Here is a 23116-nt window from a genome sequence, read left to right on the forward strand (position 1 = left end):
GCACTGTGACCACATACATCATCAGGCGCTTGATCGGCGCGGTGATCATGCTCGTGATCGTGAGCATCGTCACCTTCGCGATCTTCTTTCTGGTGCCGCGCCTGGTCGGCGCCACTCCGGAGAACATGGCAAGCCGTTACGCGGGCCGTACGGCGAGCGCGGAGACGCAGAAGCTGAACGCCGAACGGCTGGGCTTCTACGATCCGCTGCCCGTGCAGTACGGGCGTTTCGTCAAGGGCCTGGTGGCCGGGTCGGAGTACAACACCGGGACCATGGTGGAGCAGTGCCCGGCGCCCTGCTTCGGCTACTCCTACCTCACCCGGCAACCCGTCTGGCCCGACCTGGTGGACCGGTCGAGGGTGACCCTCTCGCTGGCCGTGGGAGCCGCGGTGATCTGGGTGATCGCCGGGGTCGCCACCGGGGTGATCTCGGCGCTCAGACCGAGGAGCCTGTTCGACCGCGCGGCCATGGGCATCGCGCTGAGCGGGGTCTCCCTGCCGGTGTTCTTCACCGGCATGATCATGCTGGTGATCTTCAGCTACTCGCTGGGCTGGACGGTGCCCGGCGGCACGTACGTGGACTTCACCGTCGATCCGTTCCAATGGGCCTACAGCCTGATCCTGCCGTGGATCTCGCTGGCGTTCCTGTTCGCGGCCGGATACGCCCGGCTCACCCGGGCGGGCATGCTGGAGGCGATGAACGAGGACTACATCCGCACCGCGCGGGCCAAGGGCCTGCCGGAGCGCGTGGTGGTGGTCAGGCACGGCCTGCGGGCCGCCCTCACACCGATCGTCACCATCTTCGGCCTGGACTTCGGCCTGCTGCTCGGCGGCGCCGTCCTGACCGAGAGCACGTTCTCGCTCAACGGGCTCGGCAAGTACGCCATCGACGCGATCGGCAGCAACGACCTGCCCAAGGTGATGGGCGTCACCCTGCTCGCCGCGTTGTTCGTGGTGATCGCCAACCTGATCGTTGACCTGCTCTACGCCGTCGTCGACCCGAGGGTGAGGCTCTCGTGAGCGCTGGCTCCACGGGGCCGCACCTCGCGGTGCGCGACCTCTGCATCCACTTCCCGACCGACGACGGCGTGGTCCGCGCCGTGGACGGGCTGTCCTTCGAGCTCGGCCGGGGCAAGACCCTCGGCATCGTGGGGGAGTCCGGCTCCGGCAAGAGCGTGACCAGTCTGGGCATCCTCGGCCTGCACTCGGGCGGCGCCGCCCGGATCTCGGGTGAGATCCGCCTGGACGGTGAGGAACTGGTCTCCGCCTCTCCGGAGTTCGTGCGCAAGCTGCGCGGCAAGAAGATGGCGATGATCTTCCAGGACCCGCTGTCCGCGATGCACCCGTACTACAGCGTGGGCCGTCAGATCATCGAGGCGTACCGGATCCACAACGACGTGAGCCGGGTGGCCGCCCGCCGGCACGCGATCGACATGCTGGGCCGGGTCGGCATCCCCGAGCCGGGACGCCGGGTTGACGACTTCCCGCACCAGTTCTCCGGCGGCATGCGGCAGCGCGCGATGATCGCGATGGCGCTGTCCTGCGACCCGGAGCTGCTGATCGCCGACGAGCCGACCACCGCGCTCGACGTCACCGTCCAGGCCCAGATCCTGGACCTGATGCGCGACCTGCAGCGGGAGTTCGACTCGGCGCTGATCATCATCACCCACGACCTCGGCGTGGTCGCCGAGCTGGCCGACGACATCCTGGTGATGTACGGCGGCAAGTGCGTCGAGTACGGCGCGGCCGAGGACATCTTCTACGCTCCCGAGCACCCCTACACCTGGGGCCTGCTGGGTTCGGTGCCCCGGCTCGACCGGGAGCCCACCGACCGGCTGCTGCCGATCAAGGGCAGCCCGCCCTCGCTGATCAACGTCCCGCCCGGATGCGCCTTCCACCCCCGCTGCCCCTACGCAGAGCAGACCGGGGAGCGCGCCAGGACGGAGGTGCCCGAGCTGACGGAGACCGCCACCGGCGGGCATCTCGTGCGGTGCCACCTGCCGACGGAACGGCGGCGGGAGATCTGGGAGAACGCAGTCAAGCCGATGATGGAGACCACGTGACCACCTCGCCGACCGGCGCCGTGGCGCCCGGGGACGCCGAGCCGCTGCTCGCGGTGACGAACCTCGTAAAGCACTTCCCCGTGACCAAGGGGCTGCTCAAGCGGCAGATCGGCGCCGTGCAGGCGGTGGACGGCATCTCCTTCTCCGTGCGAAAGGGGGAGACCGTGGGGCTGGTGGGCGAGTCCGGCTGCGGCAAGACCACCACGGGCCGCCTGATCACCCGCCTGCTCGACCCTACCGGCGGCTCGATCGTCTTCGAGGGGCGTGACATCACCCGCATGTCGCAGTCCGGGCTGCGCCCGATCCGCCGCGACATGCAGATGATCTTCCAGGACCCCTACTCGTCGCTCAACCCCCGGCATACTGTCGGCACGATCGTGGGCGCGCCGTACCGGATCCAGGGCATCCAGACCGAGAACGGCGTCAAGAAGGCCGTCCAGGAGATCCTGGAGATGGTCGGGCTGAACCCCGAGCACTACAACCGCTATCCGCACGAGTTCTCCGGCGGCCAGCGCCAGCGCATCGGGATCGCCCGCACTCTGGCGCTCAAGCCCAAGCTGATCATCGCCGACGAGCCGGTCTCCGCGCTCGACGTGTCGATCCAGGCGCAGGTGGTGAACCTGCTCGAAGACCTGCAGCGCGAACTGGACCTCACCTACGTGGTGATCGCGCACGACCTGTCGGTGGTGCGTCACATCTCCGACCGGGTGGCGGTGATGTACCTCGGCAAGATCGTCGAGTTCGCCGAGCGGAAGAGCCTGTACAACGCGCCGATGCATCCGTACACCAACGCGCTGCTGTCGGCGGTTCCGGTGCCGGACCCGGCCGGGCGCGGCGGGCGCGAGCGGATCAGGCTGACCGGAGACGTCCCCTCACCGCTGAACCCGCCGCCCGCGTGCCGCTTCCACACCCGGTGCTGGAAGGCGAAGGACCGGTGCAAGCAGCAGGAGCCGCCGCTGGTCGAGCTGGCCACCGGGCACTACGTCGCCTGCCACTTCCCGGAGAACGCGCCCGTGGACGCGGTGGTGGCCCCGGAGGCCTCGCCGGCCCCGAAGGAGCCCGCCGACGCGGTTGACGGCCCGGCCGACTAGGGAATCGCGCCCGGCGTGATCAGGCCGGTCTCGTAGGCGAGCACCACCGCCTGCACCCGGTCGCGCAGCGACAGCTTGGTAAGCACGTTGCCGACGTGGGTCTTCACGGTGGTCTCACTCACCACCAGCTTGGCCGCGATCTCCGCGTTGGACATGCCCCTGGCGATCAGCCGCAGCACTTCGAGCTCCCGCTCTGTGAGCCGGCCCAGGCGGGCGGGAGTGGACTGCGGGTGCGCCGGGGGCAGGCGGGTGGCGAACCGGTCGAGCAGCCGCCGCGTGACGCTCGGCGCGACGATCGCGTCGCCCGCCGCGACCACGCGGATGGCCTGCACGAGGTCGTCGGGCGGCACGTCCTTGAGCAGGAAGCCGCTCGCCCCCGCCCGCAGCGCCTCCACGATGTACTCGTCGAGGTCGAAGGTGGTCAGCACCAGGACCTTGGGCACGTGCGCGCCCGCCATGGCCTCGCGGACGATCCTGCGGGTCGCGTCGATGCCGTCCACTCCGGGCATCCGCACGTCCATCAGCACCACGTCGGGCAGCAGCGCGCGGGCCTGCTCCTGGGCGGCCTTGCCGTCACCGGCCTCGCCCACCACGGTGAGGTCGGTCTCCGCCTCCAGGATCAGCCGGAATCCGGTGCGCAGCAGCGGCTGGTCGTCCACCAGCAGCACTCTGATCGTCATCGTCCGTCCTTGAGCGGGAACCGTGCCCGAACCTCGAAGCCGCCCCCAGCACGCGGGCCGATTCTTAGCATTCCACCATAAAGCGCCACTCGCTCGCGAATTCCGACCAGGCCATGGCCGGAACCGTGCCGCTCGCCGTCCGGCTTGGCCGCGGCCGGGCCGCGCCCGTCGTCCTCGATGTGCACGGTGAACTCGCCGGGCTCGTGACGGACGGTCACCCACGCCCTGGCGTCGGGCCCCGCGTGCCGAAGCGAGTTCGTCAGCGCCTCCTGGACCAGCCGGTAGGCCGCCAGGTCGATGCCCGGCGGCAGGTCCCTGGGCTCGCCCTCCGTCCAGAGCTGGGTGCGCAGGCCCGCCTCGCGCATCTGCTCCACCAGCGCGGGCAGCTCCAGCATGCCGGGCTGCGGGCCGCGCTCCGCAGGGCCGGAACGCCCGTCGTCGGTCCGCAGCACCCCCACGATGTTGCGCATCTCCGCCATCGCGGTGCGCCCCATGTCCTCGATCGCCGACAGCGCCTCGCCCGCGCCCTGCGGGTTGGCGGTCAGGATCCGCCGGGCGGCGGCGGCCTGGACGGTCATCACGCTCACGTGGTGGGCCACCACGTCGTGCAGCTCGCGGGCGATGCGCGAGCGCTCCTCGGCCCGCGCGGCCCTGGTGTCGGCGTCCCGCGCCCGCTCCAGGCGTTCGGCGCGGTCCTTCAGCTCCGCCAGGTAGGCCCGGCGCATCCGCAGGCTGCGCCCGATCACCCACACCGTCACCGAGATCGCCGAACCGAACAGCAGGGTCGTCCTGGTCTCGACGTCGACCCCGATGGCCAGGGCCGCCAGCATGGCGACCATGTCCAGGCACAACCCGGCCAGGCTCACCGCCAGTCCCCGGTGCGCGGCCACGGAGTAGACCGCGATCAGCACCGTCCACTCGATCACCGAGGTCTCGTGGCCCGCCGCGAGCAGCGTGACGTGCAGGACCTCAAGGGCGCACAGCAGGGTGAACGGCCACCTGCGCCGCACCGACACGGCCGCGCAGGCCAGCAGGATCGGGACCAGCGCGGCGGCCGGCATCGGCCGGGCGAAGGGCCCGGGGGCCAGCCGGTCGGCGACGGCCACGGCCGCGAGCAGCCCCGCGAGGAGGGAGTCGGGGACCATGGGGTGAAGGCCGAGCCAGGCCCGCAGGCCGCCGAGGGTGGTGCGCACGCCTTCAATGTAGAACCCCACACGCGGCACGGACCCTGCGGCAGGATGATGCCGCCTCATCCCCTGGAAGGACCGGGCCGGACCCGGACGGACGGCGCCCGGGTCAGAGCTCGTCGCTGGCGGCGCGGCGGCGACGGCCCCCGGTCAGCGTGTCTCCCGGCCGCCGCTCGGGCAGCGGCGGGGGAGTGCCGCCGAACTCCGGGCACAGCGCCTGGTGGTCGCACCAGCCGCACAGCCGGCTCGGCCGCGCCCGCCACTCGCCGGTGGTCAGCGAGCGCTCGATGGCCTGCCAAAGCGCCGAGACCTTGCGCTCGGTGGCCCGCAGGTCGGCCTCGTCGGGCGTGTAGCGCAGGACCTCGCCGTTGCCCAGGTAGACCAGTTGCAGGACGCGCGGCACGGTGCCGTGCAGCCGCCACAGCGTCAGCGCGTAGAACTTCATCTGGAACAGCGCCTTGGCCTCGAAGTCGCGGCCGGGGGAGGTGCCGGTCTTGTAGTCGACGACGCGGACCTCGCCGGTGGGGGCGACGTCGAGGCGGTCGATGTAGCCGCGCAGCATCAGGCCGTTGTCGAGCACGGCCTCGACGTAGAGCTCGCGCTCGGCGGGCTCCAGGCGGCTGGGGTCCTCCAGGGTGAAGTAGCGCTCCAGCATGTCGCGGGCCTGCGCGAGCCAGGTGGCCTGCTCGCGCTCGTCGGCGAACATCCCGGCGCACTCGGGCTCGCGCTCCAGCAGCCGCTGCCACTGCGGTTCCAGCAGGTCGAGGGCGGCGCGCACGGTGCGCTCGGGCGCGGGCAGGTCGTACAGGCGCTCCAGGACGGCGTGGACCACCGTGCCCCGGACGGCGGCCGGCGAGGGCCGCTCGGGGAGCTGGTCGACCACCCGGAAGCGGTAGAGCAGGGGACAGGTCATGAAGTCGCCGGCCCTGGACGGCGACAGCGCGCCGATGACCGAGGGCTCGGCGGGCGGAGCGCTCACGGCCCGCCCGCCGCCGTGCCGCGCGGGCTCGGGAGCCGGGGGGCCGGGCAGGGCCGGGTTCGATCCACCATGCCCCGCACTTTAGGCCACGGGGCCGACATCTTCACGATCCGGCCGCCCGCGCGTGCGGCGCGGCGGCGGCGTAAGGGCCGATGACGCGTAGCATCAAGGTCCAGGAGGCATCTAGTCTCTTAGGCGAACGGCCTGCACGGCGGACGCGCCTCACGGCAGAAGGCGGAGCGAGACGAGTGAGCAGCGACAGCCCACAGCGATCACCAGGTCTGCGGATGGGCCGGCCCTTCGGCATCCCCGTCTACGTCTCGCCCACCTGGTTCATCGTGGCGGCCTTCATCACCATCACCTACCAGGAGACCGTCCGGCTCACCCTTCCCGGGCTGAGCGAGGCGGCCGGTTACGCCGTCGCGTTCGCGTTCGCCGTCCTGCTGTACGTCTCGGTGCTGCTGCACGAGCTCGCGCACTGCGTGGTGGCCAGGCACTACGGCCTGCCGGTCCGCCGCATCACGCTCTACCTGCTCGGCGGGGTCTCGGAGATCGAGCGCGAGCCCGACTCGCCCGGCAGGGAGTTCATGGTGGCCTTCGCCGGGCCGCTGCTCTCGCTGGGCCTGGCCCTGGCCGGGTTCCTGCTCGGCGCGTTCGTCGTGCCGACCGGGGGCATCGCGGGCGTGCTGATCTGGCAGCTCTGGGTGGCCAACCTGATCGTCGGGGTGTTCAACCTGCTGCCCGGCCTCCCGCTCGACGGCGGGCGGATGCTCCGCGCCGGGGTGTGGAAGGCCACCCGCGACCCGGGGGCCGGCACCATCGCCGCCGCGTGGGTCGGCCGCGCGCTGGCCGTGGTCCTGGTCATCGTGCCGCTCGCGCTCTCGCTGATGAGCGGGCAGACGCCGATCAGCTGGTTCGTGCTGTGGTCGGTGCTGCTGGCGGCGTTCATCTGGTTCGGCGCCACCCAGTCGCTGCGCACGGCCCGGGTGCGCGCCCGCATCCCGCAGGTGGACGCGCGCTCGCTGGCCAGGCGCGCCATCCCGGTGACCTCCGACGTGCCGCTGGCCGAGGCGCTGCGGCGGGCCTCCGACGCCCAGGCGGGGGCGATGGTCGTGGTCGACCACGACGGCAGGCCGGTCGCGCTGGTCAACGAGGCGGCCGTCGAGGCGACACCTGAGCAGCGCCGTCCGTGGGTGACCGCGGGCTCGCTGGCCCGCACGCTGGAGCCGTCCCTGGTGCTCGCCGCCGACCTGGCGGGCGAGGCGCTGATCGACGCCATGCGCGAGGCGCCCGCGGGTGAATACCTGCTGGTCGAGCGTGGCGGCGAGGTGTACGGCGTGCTCTCCACCGCCGACGTCAACCGGGTGTTCAGCGGCGTCTGAGGCCCCGGCCGAGCGACCTGAACGGGGACTCACACGTGCCAACCCCCTCCTTACCGGCGGCCGCCGGCGACCTGACGGCGGAGCTGCTCGGCGCCCCCGAGTGGACCGACCAGATGGTCACGGCGGCGGGCATCCCCATGCACGACATCCCCTTCCTCACCGTGGGCGGAGGGATCGGATCCTTCGTCATGCTCGACTACCTGCGGGTGTACGGCGTGCCCGGCTCGAAGATGAGGGTCGTCTCCAACATCGGCCACCCGTGGCAGACCTACGAGTTCCTCACCAGGAGCTCACAGATCCCCCGCCCGGAGCGGATCCGCTCCGACTCCTCCTCCCGGCCCGACAACCTGTGGGGCTTCCCGTCCTACGCGCTGGAGGAGACCTGGCGGGACAAGACCCTGCGGCACCTGTGGCAGGTGCTCACCGAGCCGATCCTCGACGACTACTGGACCCCGCGCGCCGGCACCGTCTTCACCGGCCTGGAACGCGAGGCCAAACGCATCGGCTACTGGGACATGCTGGTCAAGGGCCAGGTCCGGATGGTCCGCCGCCGGGCGCGCGGGGGCTACTTCACCGTCGTCACCCCGCCCGAGGGCGCGTCGGCGACCAAGCGCGTGGTGTTCCGCTCCAGGTTCGTCCACCTCGCGGTCGGCTATCCGGGCCTGCGGTTCCTGCCCGACCTGCAGGAGTTCCGCCAGACCTACGGCGACTACCAGCGCGTGGTCAACGCCTACGAGCCGCACGAGCACGTCTACGAGTTCCTCAAGACCCGCCCCGGCACGGTGGTGATCCGGGGCGGCGGCATCGTGGCCTCGCGCGTGCTGCAGCGCCTGTTCGACGACCGGGAGCGGCTGAACCTGTCCACCCAGGTCGTGCACATCTTCCGCACGTTCGTCACCGGTCCGCACGGCCGCAACGCGTGGAACCGCCGCAAGGGCGGCGACGGCTGGGCCTACCAGGGGTTCAACTATCCCAAGTCGGTGTGGGGCGGGCAGCTCAAGGCGCAGATGCGCAGGCTGGAAGGGGAGGATCGGGCCCGCAAGTACAAGGAGATGGGCGGCACCAACACTCCCAGGCGGCGCCGCTGGCAGGAGCAGATGCGTGAGGGCCGCGCCGGGGGTTACTACCACGCCGTCCAGGGCGTGGTGGAGAAGGTGGAGCCCGGCGCCGACGGCCGCCTGGTGAGCCACGTGCGCAGCAACGACGGCACGATCCGCCAGCCGGTCGCCGACTATGTCATCGACTGCACCGGCCTTGAGGCAGACATCGCCGAGCACCGGGTGTTCGACGACCTGCTGCGCCACGGCGGGGCCTATCGCAATCCGGTCGGCCGCCTGGAGGTAGAGCGGCACTTCGAGGTCAAGGGCACCGCGAGCGGCGACGGCGCGCTCTACGCCTCCGGATCGGCCACCCTGGGCGGCTACTTCCCGGGGGTCGACACCTTCCTCGGCCTGCAGATCGCCGCCCAGGAGATCGCCGACGACCTGGCCAGGCGCGGCTTCTGCCGGAGGATGGGGCCGCTGCGCTCGACCGCGCAGTGGCTCAAGTGGGCCTTCAACTCGCCCGTCTAAGGAGGCTCTCGTGGTTCCCACGCTGATCGGCCGTATCCAGACCCGGGTCTTCCTGCTGGCGACCGTGGGCGCGATCGTTACATTACTGATAGTGCCGGTGCTTCCGGGGCCGGCGGTGGGCCTGGGCGCCCTCTACGCGGCGGCCTTCTCGGTGCTCGCGACGATCGCCGTGCTGGGCGTGTGCTGGGAGTTCGTGTATCACTTCCTGATGCAGTTCCGATGGGAGAAGGACTGGCCGACCCTTTTTGGTCTCGTCACTCTCCTCCCTGAAGGTCTACTAGTGTTCTATTTGCTACGGTCCGAGGTGCTGAGCTTCATCGATCCGGTCCCGTCCGCCGGAGCGTTCTGGACACACTTCCTGGTGGTATGGATGTGTGTGTGGCTGGTGGCGAACGGCCCGATGAGGGTGCCGTTCATCCGGTGGCGATTCCGGGGAGGGAGAGTTCTGTGACCGACCAGGGCTTCGGAGTGGTCCGTCCGCTTCCGGGCAACGGGCTGGTCGCCCACGTCGGCGGCCTGCTCCTGGTGTGCGACGCGGCTGACGCCGTGGCCTCGGAGCTGCTGGAGGCGGTCCGCGACACGGCCGCCACCGGGGGCGACGGGCGCTCGCTGGCCCGCCGTGCCGCCCAGGTGCTCGCCCGCTCGATGACCGCGGAGCCCGTGGCCTGCGCGGTGGCCGGGCCCGCAGGGGGCGGAACCGCCGTCCTGGTCAGCGGCGACGCCTCGGCCACGGTCGTGGCCGAGGGCGGCGAGGTCACCCTGGCCGGGCGCGACGCGCTCACCTGGACCGACCGGCTCGTCCCCGGAACGGTGCACCACGTGGAACTGCGGCTGCCCGGCGCGGGCGACCCGCATCCCCGGGCCCGGCTCGACGACGGCGTGGTCGTCGGCGGCGGGCTCGCGTGCGACGCCCAGGGCGTTCGCGGCCCTGCCGACCGGCCCGTCCCCGCGTCGCAGGAATGGCCGATGGCCGGGCTGGAACAGGACTACCCGCCGCCGGAGCCGGTGCTCGGCACGCCGGGCCCGCCGCCCGAGGCCGAGCGTCCTGCCATGCCGCCCCCAGGGCCCGCTTCCCCGCCGCCGCCTCCTCCTCCGGCGACCCCCGAGCACCGGGCGCCCTACCCGATGGGCGGCGATCACTTCGCCCAGCCCGGGCCGCCCGCGCCACCCATGCACGCCGCGCCTCCCGGCCCGACCGGGCCGATGCCCGGGCCGCTGGAGCCGCTCCCGCAGGGCGGCGGTCCCGGCCACTTCGGGCCCGGTCCCGGGTACGGCCAGCCGTCCGATCCGTTCGGCACGCCGCCGCCGGGCCCGGCCCCCGAGCAGCCGCCCATGGAGGAGCCGGAGCACGCCAGGGGCAACGGCGCCGGAGCGTTCCCGGATGTCAGGGACCAGCCGTTCGAGGCGGTGCTGCTGGCGCCGGACCAGCCGGAGCAGGGCGAGCCCGAGGCGCCCGCCGAGCAGGCCGAGCCCGATTCCCGTCCCCTCGTCTATGGCGTCGACTGCAAGAACGACCACTTCAACGACCCGCGCGTGCCGTACTGCGCGGTCTGCGGCATCGCCCTGGTGCAGCGCACGCTGGTCCCCTACAAGGGCCCGCGCCCGCCGCTCGGCGTGTTGCTGCTCGACGACGGCATGACCCTGCGGCTCGACACCGACTACCTGCTCGGCCGCGACCCGGAAAGGGCCGCCGAGGTCACCTCGGGCCAGGCCAGGCCCGCCAAGGTGACCAGCCCGGACGGCTCGGTCTCCCGCCGCCACCTGCGCGTCGCCCTCGACGGCTGGGACGTCAATCTGGTCGATCTCGGCTCGGTGAACGGCACGCAGATCCAGCCGCCCGGCGATCCGAATTTCTACGACATCCCGCCCAACGAGCCGGTCTCCATCGCCCCCGGCACCACCGTGCGCATTGGGGTCTCCCGCACCATGCGCTACGAGTCGCACCGCACCCGCTGAGGCCCGGGGCACCGGACGGCCGGTGCCCGCGGGGTCAGGAGACGGGTTCGGGAGACGGCGGGGCCGTCGCGCGCAGGGCGGCCAGCTCCGAGGGCCAGTCCGCCGGTTCGGCGTCCGGCTCGGCGCGGACCAGCACGTGGACGGCGGGCGCGTCGCCGTCCACCGGCTCGTGCCCCGCGTCCGAGGCGATCACCAGTGACTCGGCGGGCGGCCGCGCGGCGGCCGTCGCCGCCACGCCGAGCCTGGACAGCCGCCGGGCCAGGGCCGCGCCCGCGCGCCCGCCTCCCGCGACCACCAGCGGCCTGCCCGTGGCCAGCGCCAGCGTGAGCGCCACCTGGGCGGGCGCGTCCGCGCCGTCGTGCAGCACCGCGACCGGCCCGGCGGGCATGCCCGGCCCCGGCGTGCCGCCTGAGGCCTGCTCGGGGAACGCCCCCGGCGGCACGGTGACCACCCGGCAGGGCGCGGCGGCCAGGATCGTCTCGCGCCCGGGCAGGCCGGCGGGCAGGAGCACCACGTCGGGGGCGGCCGAGGCGATCAGCGCGGGCAGCTCCGCCGCCGGGGCGGCCGCGAACCGGCTCACCACCTTGACCTCGGCACCGGTCTCCCGTGCCCGCGTGGCCAGCTCCTCAAGGTCGTGCATCGCCCCGGCCATCTCGGCCAGCTCGAAGGAAAGGCCCGTGCCGACCTCCAGGCGGCCCGGCGGGTAGGCGCGCAGGTGGGCCAGGACCACCTCGCCCGGCGGCCGGGCGGCGGCCAGCGTGGCGGCGAGCCAGGCGAGCGGCGCGGCCCGCGCGTTCTCCTGAGGGATCACCGCCAGCGCCCGGTGGGCGGCGCGCGTTCCCAGGGCCGCCCGCTCGGCCTCGGCGACGTCGCGGGCCAGTTGCCGGTCGGGGTGGAACCGGTTCAGCAGCGGGCCGGTCATCGCCGTGGTGACCAGCGCCATCACCACCATCAGGGAGTACAGCTCCTGGTCCAGCACCCCCTGCCGCAGTCCCACGGTGAGGATGACGATCTCGGTCAGGCCACGGGTGTTGAGCAGCGTGGCGAGCACCCACGACTGGCGCGCGCCCAGCCGCGCCAGGCGCGCCGCCCCGTAGGTGCCGCCGAGCTTGCCGCCGACGGCCACGACGAGGATCGCGGCCAGCACGCCCACGCTGGTCACGTCCAGCGCGCGCAGGTTCACGTTCAGCCCGGCGACCACGAAGAAGACCGGCAGGAGCAGCAGCACGGTGAGCTGTTCGAGACGCTCCAGGATCTGGTGGCTGAGCCGTTCGGCCCCGGCGCGGGGCATCACCGCGCCGAACAGGAACGCGCCGAAGATGAAATGGACCTGCATCCACTCGGTCGCCCAGGCGGAGGCGAACAGGCCGATCAGCACCAGCGCGAGCAGCGCGGGGGTGAGCCGCCCGGCCCGCTCGAAGGACGGCACCAGCCGGGCCAGCAGCGGACGGACCACGAAGAACATCACCAGCGCGTACGGCAGCGCCAGCAGCACCTTCCACTGCCCCTCGGCCCCGCCCGCCCCCGCGATCGCGACCACCACGGCCAGCGCCGTCCAGGCCAGCACGTCGATCACCGCCGCCGCCGCGAGCGACAGCCCGCCCACCTGGGTGCGGTGCATGCCGCGGTCGGTGAGGATGCGGGCCAGCACCGGGAAGGCCGTCGCGGCCATGGCCGTCCCGAGGAACAGCACGAACGGCAGCGGCCTGCCCCGCGCGTGGTCGCCCGCCAGCGCCAGGGCCAGCCCCATGCCGAGGACGAAGGGCAGCGCCGCCGATCCGACGGCCACCGTCACCGCCACCCGGCCCTTGCCGCGGACCAGCTTCTGGTCGAGCTCCAGCCCGACCACGAACATGAACAGCACGAGGCCCACGTCGGCCAGGGCCCGCAGCGCGGGGAGCATCTCCGGGCCGAAGAGGGTGCCGCCGATCCACGGGCCGAGCAGGGTGGGCCCGAGCAGGATGCCGGCCACGATCTCGCCGACCACGGGCGGCTGGCCGAATCGCCTGGCCAGGGCCCCGAAGACGCGGGCGGCCGTCAGCACGATCACCAGGTCGAGCAGCAGCACGTCGACACGCATCGGCGTTCCTCCGCCAGACTTCTGTTGAGTCGGGATTCGGTCAAGCAACGACCAGCGCGACGTTACCGTTTGGGAATGCCCGTCGCGACTGGAAACGGGCGTCGGGAGGGGAGCGTCGGTGGAAGGCATCGCGGACTACCGGTTCGTGCGGTCGCTGGGTGCGGGCAACCACGGTGAGTTCTTCCTGGCCGAGCGTCCCGAGCGGCTGCCGGTGGACGCCGAGCACGTCGCGGTGAAGGTGCTCGGCGGCACCGGCCAGGACGCCTTCCGCCGGGCCACCAGGGAGCTGCGGGCGTTCGCGGCGGTCAGCTCGCCGTACCTGGTCACTCTCTACGACGCCGGTCAGCAGGGCGGGATCTTCTACTACTCGATGGAGTACCTGCCGGAGGGGTCGGTGGCCAGGCCGGTCCGGCCGCCGCAGCGTGACGCGCTGCTGCGGGCCGTCGGCTGCGCGGCCAGGGCCGCGCACGCGCTGCACGAGGAGGGCATCGTGCACCGCGACATCCGGCCGGGCAACGTGCTGCTCACCCCGCACGGCGGCAAGCTGTCCGACCTCGGGCTGTCGCAGGTGCTCACCCCGGGCGTCACGGTCACCGGGATGGGCGGCGTGGGCTCGGTCGAGTTCACCGACCCCGGGCAACTGCAGGGCGACCCGCCGACGCCGCTGAACGACGTGTGGTCGCTCGGCGCCACCCTGCACTGGGCGATCACCGGCACGGGCCTGTACGGCGACCTGCCCACCCACGACACCCTGCTGACCCTGCGCAAGGTCCACAGCACGTCCCCCGCCGTCGCCCCCGGGCTCGACCACGAGGTGGCCGACCTGGTCCACGCCTGCATCGGCGACCCCGGCAAACGGCCGACGGCGGCGGTCCTGGCCGACCTCCTCCTGGCGATGGCGCCCTAGCCGCGCACGCGGCCCCTGCCGAAGATGAGTAGCGGGCTACTCATCCGCCGGGCGCGGCGGGGGTGCCACGATCGGGGCCCTGTTCTTCAGGTACTTCGTGGTTCCGCATGGTTCTCCATGCGCCGCCGATCCGAGGGGGCCCGATGCGCCGAACGGCGATCGCCGTGGTGATGCTCGCCGTCCTGCCGTGCGCGGCGGCGTGCGCGGCGGGCGACGAGGTCGAGGGATACCACTGCACGCTACGCGAAGGCGTCGTCACCGACACCGTGGACATCGACGCCAACCTGGCGTCGGTCAGCGCGAGCGCCTCGACCGGGTTCGCCGAGCTGCGGCGGCCGGGGCAGGACGGCAGGCTGTTCGCGGGCTACCTCGTCTACCGCCTGGCGGGCGGCGCCAAGCTCGACGTCGCCGCGGCGCTGGGCGGCGCGGAGATCGGCGTGACCACGGGCACCCGCGTCGGGTTCTACTACGAGAGCCCGGAGCGCGACGTGATCGAGGAGGTCCTCGCCAAGAAGATCCCGCCGAGCGGGTGGGCGCGGATGAGCGTGGAACTCGACGCGGGCGTCGCGGGCTCGGCGCAGGCCGGGATCCGCAACGTCGTGGGGGCCGAGGTCGCCGGTGAGGCCAGGACGTCGGCGGAGCTGACCCGCCACGCCGACACCGGGATGACGGTCACCCGCGAGTGGAGCGGGACGCTGGTCCTCAAGCCGGCGGGCAACGCGACCGCGCGCCTCGGGCTGGAGCGGCCCTCGGGCAAGGTGTCGGTCTCCTACGCGGTCCGGTTCGACGGCGGCGGCACCGCCCGGCGGCTGACCGTGGTCGCCGAGGCGCCCGCCGGGCGCGACCGGGTCCGGCAGATCACCCGGATCCTCGACCTGCGCGCGGCGGCCGACGCCCGCGCGGTACGGCGGGCGCTGCCCGAGATCATCGCCAACCCGCTGGCGCTGGCGCCGAGGGGGGCGAACTTCTTCCTCACCGAGGCGGCCGGGGCGCTGGTGCAGCGGATGGAGACGCGCGGCACCACCGTCCGCGCGCTCTACGAGGTCGCCGAGAAGGACATCACGCACGGCGTGCACCTCGCCCGCTTCGGCGGCGCCGTCGGCCGGGCCACCTCGCGGAGCGTGCTGCGCGACATCGTGATCCGCACACCCGGCGGCGAGCGGCGGGTGAGCTGTGTGGGCAGGCCCGCCGCGGGCCGGGTGCGCCCCGGCAGGCCGCCGGTCCTGCCGCCCCGGTGCGTGCCGCCGCCTCCGCCGTCGCCGGAGGTGTCCACCGAGCCGCCGGAGCCCATGATCGAGACGGAGGAGCCCGCGGGCGGGCCGGTGGCGGCTCCCGCCCCGGCGGGGGCCGCAGGGCCCGCAGGCGGCGTGCTGAGGGCCGCGTGGGCGGTTCCCACGCTCATGGAGACCCCGCCTCCACCCACCGAGTCGCCCGCGCCGGGGGAGACGACCCCGGGGGGAGGTGGGTGCGGGTCCGGCAAGCCGTCCCCGTCGATCACGGACGTCGTGACGCCGACGCCCACGGACACCCCGACGCCGACCCCCACGGACGTCATCACGGTGACGGCCACCCCCGAGCCGTCGCCCACCGACGGTGAGGAGTTCCGCACGGCCGTTCCCGGTCCGACCGAGGTGGTCGTCTCGTCCGAGCCGGCGGAGTGAGCGTCGCGATCAGGAACGGGTGCGCGACGGCGGGCAGAACGCGTGGACCGAGCGCAGCGCGCGGGTCGCCGTCTCCAGCCCGCACGCCGCCTCAAGGGCCGTGCCCGCGGCCCACGCCAGCCGGACCAGCAGGTGCTCGTCGGCGTCGTCGAACCCGCGTCCGGCCACCCACAGATACGCCTGCCGCCGGGTGGACAGCGGGATCGGTACGGCGAGGAAGCCGGGGGCGTACGCCGACGGATCGCGCGGTAGGCGTATCGGATCGGAACCGGTCGCCAGCGTCCGCAGGACGCCGCTGCCGGTCAGCCACCGGCCCACGCGCTGCGGGTCGCCCGGCGGCGTCCGCTCCAGCACCCGGAAGGCCCGCTCGTCGGCGGGCTCGACCTCGATGAGCCCCGCGTACCGCGTGCCCGCGACCGCGGCGGCGGCCTCGACCAGCCGCCCCACCATGCCGGCCGAGTCGTGCCCGGAGAAACAGTCGATCAGCGCCCGCAGCGCGTCACCGGCCTCGCCGGGCGCGGTGCGGGTGATTTCCCTAGTGCTCATGCGAATCCCTCCCTGCCTGGGAACGCCCGGCGGGGACATGATCCCGCGGGGCGATGCCCGCACTCCCGAGGCCGCGTGCGGCGACGAGCGCACACGCGCATGGGGGTGTCAGGCGGTGATCGGAGTATCGCCCCATTACTCCGCATTGACCACCAAACGGGCACGACCTCGGCGGGTGGGAACGTTCCCACGGCGTGGCGCCGCGCAAAGTCCGCGCGGCACACCCATTTCAGGGCGTGACCCACTCCGTCACCACGGGGACGTCCGTGCCCTCGGGATGGCAGCACAGGCTGACCGGGCCGTCGCCCGGCAGCGGGGCCGCGAACCGGCCGAGCCGGTCGGCCCGCACCTTCCGGACGGACTCGCGGCTCCTGATCTCGACCTCCGCCGGGCCGGGCGGTACGAGTTGCCCGACCAGCCGCCTGGCGGCGCCGGAGCCGGTGATCTCCACCTCGACGCTCAGCGCGCTCGCCTGGAAGGTGAACAGGTGCGGCCGGGAGGAGCCGCGCACCAGTTCGGCCGCGGCGGATGAGTCGAAGACCAGCTCCGCCAACTCGGCCTCCGCCGTCCGCCAGGCGAAGGACTCGACCGCGATGCGGTACGCCTCCGGCGGGACGGGATCCATCGCCAAGGCCGCCTCCCGCAGCGCGCGCTCCAGTTCGTCGTGCAGTTCGTCGCCGGGTCCGTCGTGGTGGTCCAACCGCCTGCTCCCTCGCTCACTCGCGCCCGCCAGGGCGCCGCTCGCCCCTCATGCGTCCCCGGGGCCTCCGGCCGCGTCCGTTATGCCGCGCGCGGCGAGCAGTACCCGCAGCTTGGTCAGGCAGCGGGCCCTGGTCGGGCCGATGCTGCCGACCGGCATCCCGAGCGCCTCGGCCGCGGCCGCGTATCCGGGGGAGGGGTCGGCGATCAGCACCCGCAGCAGCCGCCTGCAGCGCTCAGGGAGCGCCTGGAAGGCCAGCCAGAGCTGGGCGGTGCGGGCGTCGGCCTCCGCCGCGGCCTCCGTCTCCAGCGCCACCACCTCGGGCGAGCGGTCGTCGGTGGTCTCCAGGGCCTGCGGGTCTCCGGTCGGGCGCAGCCGCCCGCCACGGCGCAGCGCGCGCAGCGCCTCGTTCCGCGCGGTCGCGGCCAGCCAGGCCCCGACGCGGTCGGGGTCCTTGATCCGGGCGATGTGCTCGGCGAGGCGCAGCCAGGTCACCTGGAACACCTCTTCGGCGTCGCCGCCGCCGAGCCCGTATCCTCTGGCCACCGCCCAGACCAGCCCCTGGTAGCGGTCGACCAGCGCACGCCAGGCGTCCGCGTCGCCGCCGGCGGCGGCCAGCACGGGATGCGGCTCAGCCGTCACCGCGCACCCCCTCGGGCGGCGCGGATCGGGTCTTGTGGTCACTGTGGCCGTTGCCGCGCGCTAGACGATCTCGTTGTCGGCCGTCAGCACGGCGGGCAGCGGCCCGGCTCCGGCCTGGGAGCGGGCGAAGGCCATCACGTCGGACGTCGCCTGACGCGCGGTCTGGCCCGTGCGGGCCATCCGCCTGGCGATCAGTCCGGCGACCAGCGGTGTGGCGAACGAGGTGCCGCTCCACCGCGCCAGATCTCCGTTGAAGCAGCGCGTCTCACCCTTTCCGGGAGTCAGTGCGTCGCTGGTGCAGATCTCCGAGGGTGCGTGCCGGTGGCGATAGTGGCCGTCGGGGAAGACGTTGACGAGTTTCTCCCCCGAAGCGTAGACCTTCACCCAGGGTCCGTGATTGCTGAAACAGGCCCGCCTCGGCGGCTGGGCCTGGGCGAGCGCCCCGACCGACAGCACCGACTCGAAGTCGGCGGCGAAGCCCGCGGGCCACAGCGGCTCGGTGGACGCGTTGTTGCCCGCCGCGGCGACCAGCAGCGGCGCCCCGGTGCGCCGGAAGCTCTCCTCGATCCGCCGGATGATCGCGGTCATGCCGGGCGGCGGCAGCGCGTTCCTGGTGGTCGTGCCCGCCGACAGGCTGATGATGTCGGGGACGGGCCCGGGGCCTGCGGCGCGCGCCAGCCCGCCGTACAGGTCCCACTCGGTGACCGCGCCGCCGAACCGCAGGTCGTTGGCCACGTAGATGTCCGCGCTCGGGGCCAGGCAGCCCACGATCCCGCCGATGAACGTGCCGTGCCCGACGTACAGCGGGATGTCCTCCGGGTCGAACGGCAGTCTCGGCCCTCCGTCGATGCCCTGGACCCACACCCCGCCGCCGGAAAGGGCGGTGGGCAGCTTCTCGTGGTCGGGCACCAGGCCGGTGTCGACCACGCGCACCGACACCGGGTGCGGCCCGCTGGCGGCGAGCGGCGCGGGGTAGGGGACGGCGGTCCGCATGGGGATCGGCTCGTCCTCCGGGCACAGGTAGACCCCGGCGATGGTCAGGACGTGGTTCGGGGTGACCATCGGCTGCTCGCGGTTCTCCGGCATCCGCTCGTCCACCTCGTCCAGCAGGCGCGGCACCGTGAGCCCGGACGAGGACTCGACGCGGTAGCGGGCCACCGGCGCGTCGGGCGGGCCGTCGGACAGGGCCGCCCCGTCACCGGTGGGCACCAGGGCGTCCACGCCCGGAATGCCGGAGATCACGCTGGTCAGCCGTGCCCGCCGGGCGGTGTCCTCCTCGGCGACCAGCACGTGATCGGCCTCGTACACATAGGAAGGCGACCGGTGGTCCGGCGGGTCGAAGTCGATCGAACGGCCGGAGAACAGCATCTGCTCCCGGACGAACGCGAACTGCGTCAGGAACTTCTCGGGCTGGAATGCCGGTTCGGACATGGCGCCGCCTTGGTATGGACGAGAGGGTGCTACCAGACTCTGATCCGTGAGAACCGCCGTGCATGAGTACGTCTCTACTCATTTACCTCCGATCTACCCGCTGCGGCGCGGGTGAGCCCCCAGATGGCCGACGACACGGCGGAGGACACCGCCGCGCTGTACCTGCTTCCGCTGGCGCTCTCGCGTCCTCGCGAGGCCCTGGCGGCGGCGGAGGCCGTGCTCGCGGCCGGGCCCGCACCGTACGCGGCGTCCGTCGCCCGCCAGGCGCGGGGGATCGTGCTGCGGGAGTTCGGCGACACCTCGGCCGCCGTGCGGGAGCTGCGCGCGGCCCTGCGGCTGGCGCGCCGGTCGGGACGGCCCGGGCGGGAGGCCGACGTCCTCGCCACCCTCGGGGTCGCCCTGACCCAGGCGGGCCGGACCGCGCCCGGCCTGGCCGCCCTGGACGCCGCGGTCGCGCTGTCCGGCGGCCCGGACGCAGGGCGGATCCTGCTGCGCAGGGGCGGCGCGCTGAGCATCGTGGGCCGTCACCGGGCCGCCCTGGACGACCTGACCGCCGCCGCCGGTCTGCTGCGCCGCGCGGGCGACGACCTGTGGGCGGCGCGGGCCCTCACCGCGCGGGCGATGGCCAACCTGGCCCTCGGCGCGGCCGAGGCGTCCGACGCCGACCTGCGGGAGGCCGAGGAGCTGTTCGCGCGTACAGACCAGCGGCTGGAACGCGCGATGGCCGTGCACAACCGGGGGCTGCTCGCCGCCCGGCTGGGCGACCTGCCGCTCGCGCTGACCCGCTACGACGAGGCGAGGGAGCGGTTCCGCGCGCTCGCCCTGCCCACCCCCGAGCTGCGCCTCGACCGCTGCCGCACGCTGCTGGCCGCCGGGCTGTACCAGGACGCGCTGGCCGAGGCCGAGCGCGGCATCGGCGAACTCGACCGCATCCGCGGCCAGCGCACCCGCAGGGCCGAGCTGTACCTGGCCGCCGCGCGGGCGGCGCTCGCGCTCGGCGACCACGAGGCGGCGCGGGAGCGCGCGGGGGCGGCGGCCAGGATGTCCGCCGCCCAGCGGCGCGAGTGGTGGCACGCCCACGCCCGGCTCGTGGTCCTCGCCTCCGAGCTGGCCGCGGGCCGGGCCACCGCCCGGCTCGTACGGCAGGCCGCCCGCGTCGCCGCCCGCCTGGCCGACCTGGGATCCCCCGACGCGGTCCAGGGCCACCTGCTCGCCGGACGCGCCGCGCTGGCCCTCGGACGCCCCGGCGAGGCCGCCCCCCACCTGGAACGGGCGGCCCGCGTCCGGCGGCGCGGCCCTGCCCTGGTCCGCACGGGCGGCTGGCTCGCAGAGGCCCTGCGCGCCGAGGCCGCGGGCGACCGGCGCAGGCTGCTGCGCGCCTGCCGCCGCGGCCTCGACCTGCTCGACGAGCACCGGATCACGCTCGGGGCCACCGAGATGCGCGCCCAGGCGACCGCCCACGGGGCCGAGCTGGCCAGGCTGGCCCAGCGGGCCGCGCTGCGCGGCGGGCGGGGCAGGGACCTGCTGGCCTGGAGCGAGCGCTGGCGGGCCACGGCGCTGACGCCGCCCGCCGTACGGCCCGCCGCGGACCGGGCGCTGACCCGCGACCTGGCCGCGCTGCGGGAGATCGCGGGCCTCGTCGAACGGTCGGACGGCGCGCCCGCGCTGGAACGCCGCCGCGCCGAGCTGGAACAGCGGATCAGGGGCCGGGTCCTGCGCACCTCGGGCGGCCCCGGCCCGGCGCCGCCCGGACGGCTGGACGCCGGTGAACTGCTCGCGCGGCTGGGGGAGACGTCCCCGGCGACCACGCTGGTGGAGATCGCCGAGGTGGACGGCGAGCTGCACGTGCTGGTCTGCGGCGAGGGCAGGGTGGTCAGGCGGCGCGGGGGAGCCCTGGCGGAGGCGGTCACCGAGGTCGAGTACGCCAGGTCCGGCCTGCGGCGCATGGCGTTCGCCTGCTCCGCCGACCCCAAGGCCGCCGCGGACGGCGTGCGCCGCACCGCGCTCCGCCTGCAGCGGGCCGTCCTCGGCGACGCCGTGCCCCACCTGGGCGACGGGTCGCTCGTCGTCGTGCCGCCGAGCAGGCTGCACGGTGTCCCCTGGGCGCTGCTGCCCGCGCTGGCGGACCGCGCCGTGTGCGCGGCGCCCTCGGCGGGCGCGTGGCTGCGCGCCCGCGCGACCGCCCCGCCGTCCGGCGGCGGCGTGGTCTTCGTGCGCGGCCCCGGGATGCGCGGCGGCGGCGCGGAGGTCCCCCTCGTCACCCCGCTCTACGACGGGGCCCTCATCCTGCGCGACGGCACCGCCACCGCCGACCGCGTCCTTTCCGCCCTGGACGGCGGGCGCCTGGCCCACGTGGCCGCGCACGGCGACTTCCGCGCCGACAACCCGCTGTTCTCCTCGCTCATCCTCGACGACGGCCCGCTCACCGTCTGCGACCTGGAACGCCTGCGCCGCGCGCCGTACCACCTGGTCCTGCCGAGCTGCGACTCCGGGCAGCTCGTCCCCGCCGGGGCGGACGAGCTGCTGGGCCTGGCGGCGGCGCTGCTGCCGCTCGGCACGGCCGGGATCGTCGCGGGCCTGGTGCCCGTCAACGACGAGGCCACCGCGCGCCTCATGGTCGTCCTGCACCGCGCCCTGGCCGCCGGGGAGCCGCTCGCCGGGGCGCTGCGCACCGCCCGCCTGACCCTCGCGGACGACCCGCTGGACTGGGCCACGGGCGCGTCCTTCGCCGCCATCGGCGCGGGCTGAGGCTCCGCCCGGATCGCCGCGATGCGGATCCGGCATGTATCAGGACGCGGCATGTATCAGGTGCGGGCCGGGCGGCTCATGTCCGTGCGAGGGGATCGGCGGAGAAGCGGATGAAGGGGAGTCGGTGGCGATGAGCATGACGTCGCTGGAGTCGTCGGGGGCGCCGGCGGACCCGCGCCCCCGTTCGTGGGAGCTGTGGGTGCGGAGCCGGGGCGCCGAGGTCGTGGTGATGATGCGTGTCGGACGTCAGGTCTCCGAGCTGAGCCTCAGCGGCGAGGGCGACGTGCTCGGCGCGCTCGGGGAGGTGCTCGGAGCCCTCGGCCGCTGACCGGTGGGCCCCTTGCTCGGGGCGCCGTCTCAACGGCGCAGCAGGGCCCACTGCAGGTCGTCCTGGCGGGTGCCGCCGGGGCCGGGCAGCAGGCCGCGGATCAGCGCCTCGGGCGTGAAACCGGCCCGCTGAAGGACGGCCTGGGAGGCGCGGTTGTCCGGGTTGGTGCCCGCCACGATCCTGCGCAGCCCGGTCTTGCCGAAGGCCCACGAGACCAGCAGGTTCACCGCGCGCGTGGCCAGCCCCTTGCCCCGGTGGGGGGCCACGAGGGAGTAGCCGAGCATGGCCTGGCCGATCACCGGCACGACGTCCATGAGCTGGATGTGCCCGGCGAACTCGTCCGTGACCGCGTCGCGGACGGCCAGCTCGGCCCGCTGCCCGGAGAGCCACCACGTGATCGTCATCCGGCAGCGCGCGGCGATCTCCTCCGGCGGCGGGCTCTGCGGCGGCACGTGGTACTTGAGCACCTCGGGGTCGGACATCATCGCGTGGAAGTCGGCGGCGTCGTGCGGCGCGATGGGCGTCAGCCGCACCACGCCGTCGGTGATCTCGTCGTCGGCCGGATAGGGCAGGAAGGGCCGGACCGGCAGGCCCGGGTCGTCCGACAGCCTGGAGAAGGCGACCATGTCGTAGTACCTGCCGTCGCGGCGGCGCTCGCTGGCGCGCCTGACGCCCTCCCGCTGGAACCCGGCGGCCCCGGCCACCCGCTGGCTGGCCAGGTTCTGCAGGTCGGCCAGCAGTTCCACCCGCCGCACGTCCCGGGCGAAGGCCCACTCCGTAAGCGCCCGCGTGGCTGCGGTGGCGAGGCCCCTGCCCCGCGCCCACGGCGCGACCAGGTAGCCGATCTCCCGGTTGCCGTGCGGGTCGGGCCGCTTGAGGCCGATGTTGCCCAGCCAGTCGCCGGACGCCGGGTCGGCGATGGTGAAGAACGCCCCTCCGCGGCGCCACTCCTCGGATGCCGTCGAGAGGTACGCCACCGCGTCGTCGCGGGTGTAGGGCACGGGCACCGACGGGATGAACCGGGTGATCATCGGGTCGGTGCAGGCTCGGGCGATGGCGTCGGCGTCCTGTTCGCCGGGGGGACGCAGTTCGGCGCGCCCGGCGGGAATCACTTCGGGGGTGAACATGTCCCTTTGCTACCAGGATGGGGCGCGCTCGTGCGAAT

20 protein-coding genes are annotated in these 23116 nt (G+C 73.9%); 11 read left to right on the forward strand and 9 right to left on the reverse strand.

All coding sequences use genetic code 11. The annotated features are described in order from the left end of the window. The first annotated feature begins 5 nt into the window (after positions 1-5). The 3 genes from P3X83_RS14400 to P3X83_RS14410 are packed head-to-tail and all read left to right on the forward strand — an operon-like array spanning position 6 to position 3153. Complete coding sequence (locus tag P3X83_RS14400) at positions 6-1019, forward strand: ABC transporter permease (RefSeq protein ID WP_277305531.1); 1014 nt, start codon at positions 6-8, stop codon at positions 1017-1019. Further along, positions 1016-2062, forward strand: coding sequence for an ABC transporter ATP-binding protein (locus tag P3X83_RS14405; protein WP_277305532.1), 1047 nt, complete (start codon positions 1016-1018; stop codon positions 2060-2062). The genes P3X83_RS14400 and P3X83_RS14405 overlap by 4 nt, the downstream gene beginning before the upstream one ends. Before the next feature lie 20 nt (positions 2063-2082). Continuing rightward, the gene (locus P3X83_RS14410) at positions 2083-3153 is read left to right on the forward strand and encodes a dipeptide ABC transporter ATP-binding protein (protein WP_277305671.1); all 1071 of its coding nucleotides are present in this window, start codon (positions 2083-2085) and stop codon (positions 3151-3153) included. Here the strand turns inward: P3X83_RS14410 and P3X83_RS14415 are convergent. The 3 genes from P3X83_RS14415 to P3X83_RS14425 form a co-directional block, all read right to left on the reverse strand. Further along, positions 3150-3833 (reverse strand): response regulator transcription factor, encoded by a 684-nt coding sequence (locus P3X83_RS14415; RefSeq protein ID WP_277305533.1) that lies wholly within the window; start codon positions 3831-3833, stop codon positions 3150-3152. The two genes, P3X83_RS14410 and P3X83_RS14415, sit on opposite strands and share 4 nt — an antisense overlap. After that, entirely contained in the window at positions 3830-5026 is a 1197-nt protein-coding gene (locus tag P3X83_RS14420; RefSeq protein ID WP_277305534.1) for a sensor histidine kinase, read from the reverse strand. The genes P3X83_RS14415 and P3X83_RS14420 overlap by 4 nt, the downstream gene beginning before the upstream one ends. A gap of 103 nt (positions 5027-5129) precedes the next feature. Then, a complete protein-coding gene (locus P3X83_RS14425; RefSeq protein WP_277305535.1) occupies positions 5130-5999 on the reverse strand; it encodes a RecB family exonuclease in 870 nt (289 codons plus the stop codon). 287 nt (positions 6000-6286) lie between these two features. On the opposite strand from P3X83_RS14425, the gene P3X83_RS14430 reads away from it, so the two are divergent. Genes P3X83_RS14430 through P3X83_RS14445 form a run of 4 tightly spaced genes read left to right on the forward strand, consistent with a single transcriptional unit; the run spans position 6287 to position 10908 of the window. Continuing rightward, entirely contained in the window at positions 6287-7381 is a 1095-nt protein-coding gene (locus P3X83_RS14430) for a site-2 protease family protein (RefSeq protein ID WP_277305672.1), read from the forward strand. 35 nt (positions 7382-7416) lie between these two features. Continuing rightward, positions 7417-8952 carry a hypothetical protein gene (locus tag P3X83_RS14435; protein WP_277305536.1) on the forward strand — a complete coding sequence of 512 codons (1536 nt, stop codon included), beginning with the start codon at positions 7417-7419 and terminating at the stop codon, positions 8950-8952. A 10-nt stretch (positions 8953-8962) separates the two neighbouring features. Then, on the forward strand, positions 8963-9403 hold the full coding sequence (locus P3X83_RS14440) for a hypothetical protein (protein WP_277305537.1): 441 nt from the start codon (positions 8963-8965) through the stop codon (positions 9401-9403). Beyond that, positions 9400-10908: an FHA domain-containing protein gene (locus P3X83_RS14445; RefSeq protein ID WP_277305538.1), complete on the forward strand. Its 1509-nt coding sequence runs from the start codon at positions 9400-9402 to the stop codon at positions 10906-10908. Before P3X83_RS14440 ends, P3X83_RS14445 begins: the two co-directional genes overlap by 4 nt. 34 nt (positions 10909-10942) lie before the next feature. Here the strand turns inward: P3X83_RS14445 and P3X83_RS14450 are convergent, their stop codons facing one another. Beyond that, the gene (locus P3X83_RS14450; protein WP_277305539.1) at positions 10943-12988 is read right to left on the reverse strand and encodes a cation:proton antiporter; all 2046 of its coding nucleotides are present in this window, start codon (positions 12986-12988) and stop codon (positions 10943-10945) included. A 118-nt stretch (positions 12989-13106) separates the two neighbouring features. On the opposite strand from P3X83_RS14450, the gene P3X83_RS14455 reads away from it, so the two are divergent. Together P3X83_RS14455 and P3X83_RS14460 are read left to right on the forward strand one after the other, a co-directional pair. Further along, positions 13107-13895 (forward strand): serine/threonine-protein kinase, encoded by a 789-nt coding sequence (locus tag P3X83_RS14455; protein ID WP_277305540.1) that lies wholly within the window; start codon positions 13107-13109, stop codon positions 13893-13895. A 143-nt stretch (positions 13896-14038) separates the two neighbouring features. Further along, positions 14039-15556: a hypothetical protein gene (locus P3X83_RS14460; protein ID WP_277305541.1), complete on the forward strand. Its 1518-nt coding sequence runs from the start codon at positions 14039-14041 to the stop codon at positions 15554-15556. A 9-nt stretch (positions 15557-15565) separates the two neighbouring features. Here P3X83_RS14460 and P3X83_RS14465 read toward each other — a convergent pair whose 3' ends face one another. The 4 genes from P3X83_RS14465 to P3X83_RS14480 all read right to left on the reverse strand — a co-directional run bounded on the left by P3X83_RS14465 (position 15566) and on the right by P3X83_RS14480 (position 18875). Further along, entirely contained in the window at positions 15566-16102 is a 537-nt protein-coding gene (locus P3X83_RS14465; protein WP_277305542.1) for a hypothetical protein, read from the reverse strand. A gap of 229 nt (positions 16103-16331) precedes the next feature. Next, positions 16332-16802: a hypothetical protein gene (locus P3X83_RS14470; protein ID WP_277305543.1), complete on the reverse strand. Its 471-nt coding sequence runs from the start codon at positions 16800-16802 to the stop codon at positions 16332-16334. Positions 16803-16850: 48 nt separating this feature from the next. Further along, the gene (locus tag P3X83_RS14475) at positions 16851-17444 is read right to left on the reverse strand and encodes a sigma-70 family RNA polymerase sigma factor (RefSeq protein WP_277305544.1); all 594 of its coding nucleotides are present in this window, start codon (positions 17442-17444) and stop codon (positions 16851-16853) included. 60 nt (positions 17445-17504) lie between these two features. After that, complete coding sequence (locus P3X83_RS14480; protein WP_277305545.1) at positions 17505-18875, reverse strand: S8/S53 family peptidase; 1371 nt, start codon at positions 18873-18875, stop codon at positions 17505-17507. A 123-nt stretch (positions 18876-18998) separates the two neighbouring features. On the opposite strand from P3X83_RS14480, the gene P3X83_RS14485 reads away from it, so the two are divergent. Both P3X83_RS14485 and P3X83_RS14490 read left to right on the forward strand, forming a co-directional pair. Next, positions 18999-21623, forward strand: coding sequence for a CHAT domain-containing protein (locus P3X83_RS14485; protein WP_277305546.1), 2625 nt, complete (start codon positions 18999-19001; stop codon positions 21621-21623). Between the two features lie 130 nt (positions 21624-21753). Beyond that, the gene (locus P3X83_RS14490) at positions 21754-21951 is read left to right on the forward strand and encodes a hypothetical protein (RefSeq protein ID WP_277305547.1); all 198 of its coding nucleotides are present in this window, start codon (positions 21754-21756) and stop codon (positions 21949-21951) included. Positions 21952-21980: 29 nt separating this feature from the next. Here P3X83_RS14490 and P3X83_RS14495 read toward each other — a convergent pair whose 3' ends face one another. Beyond that, positions 21981-23078, reverse strand: a complete 1098-nt coding sequence (locus P3X83_RS14495) for a GNAT family N-acetyltransferase (protein ID WP_277305548.1) — start codon at positions 23076-23078, stop codon at positions 21981-21983. Positions 23079-23116 lie beyond the last annotated feature (38 nt).

The sequence above is a fragment of the Spongiactinospora sp. TRM90649 genome (genome assembly GCF_029382225.1).
Classification (GTDB): Bacteria; Actinomycetota; Actinomycetes; order Streptosporangiales; family Streptosporangiaceae; genus Spongiactinospora.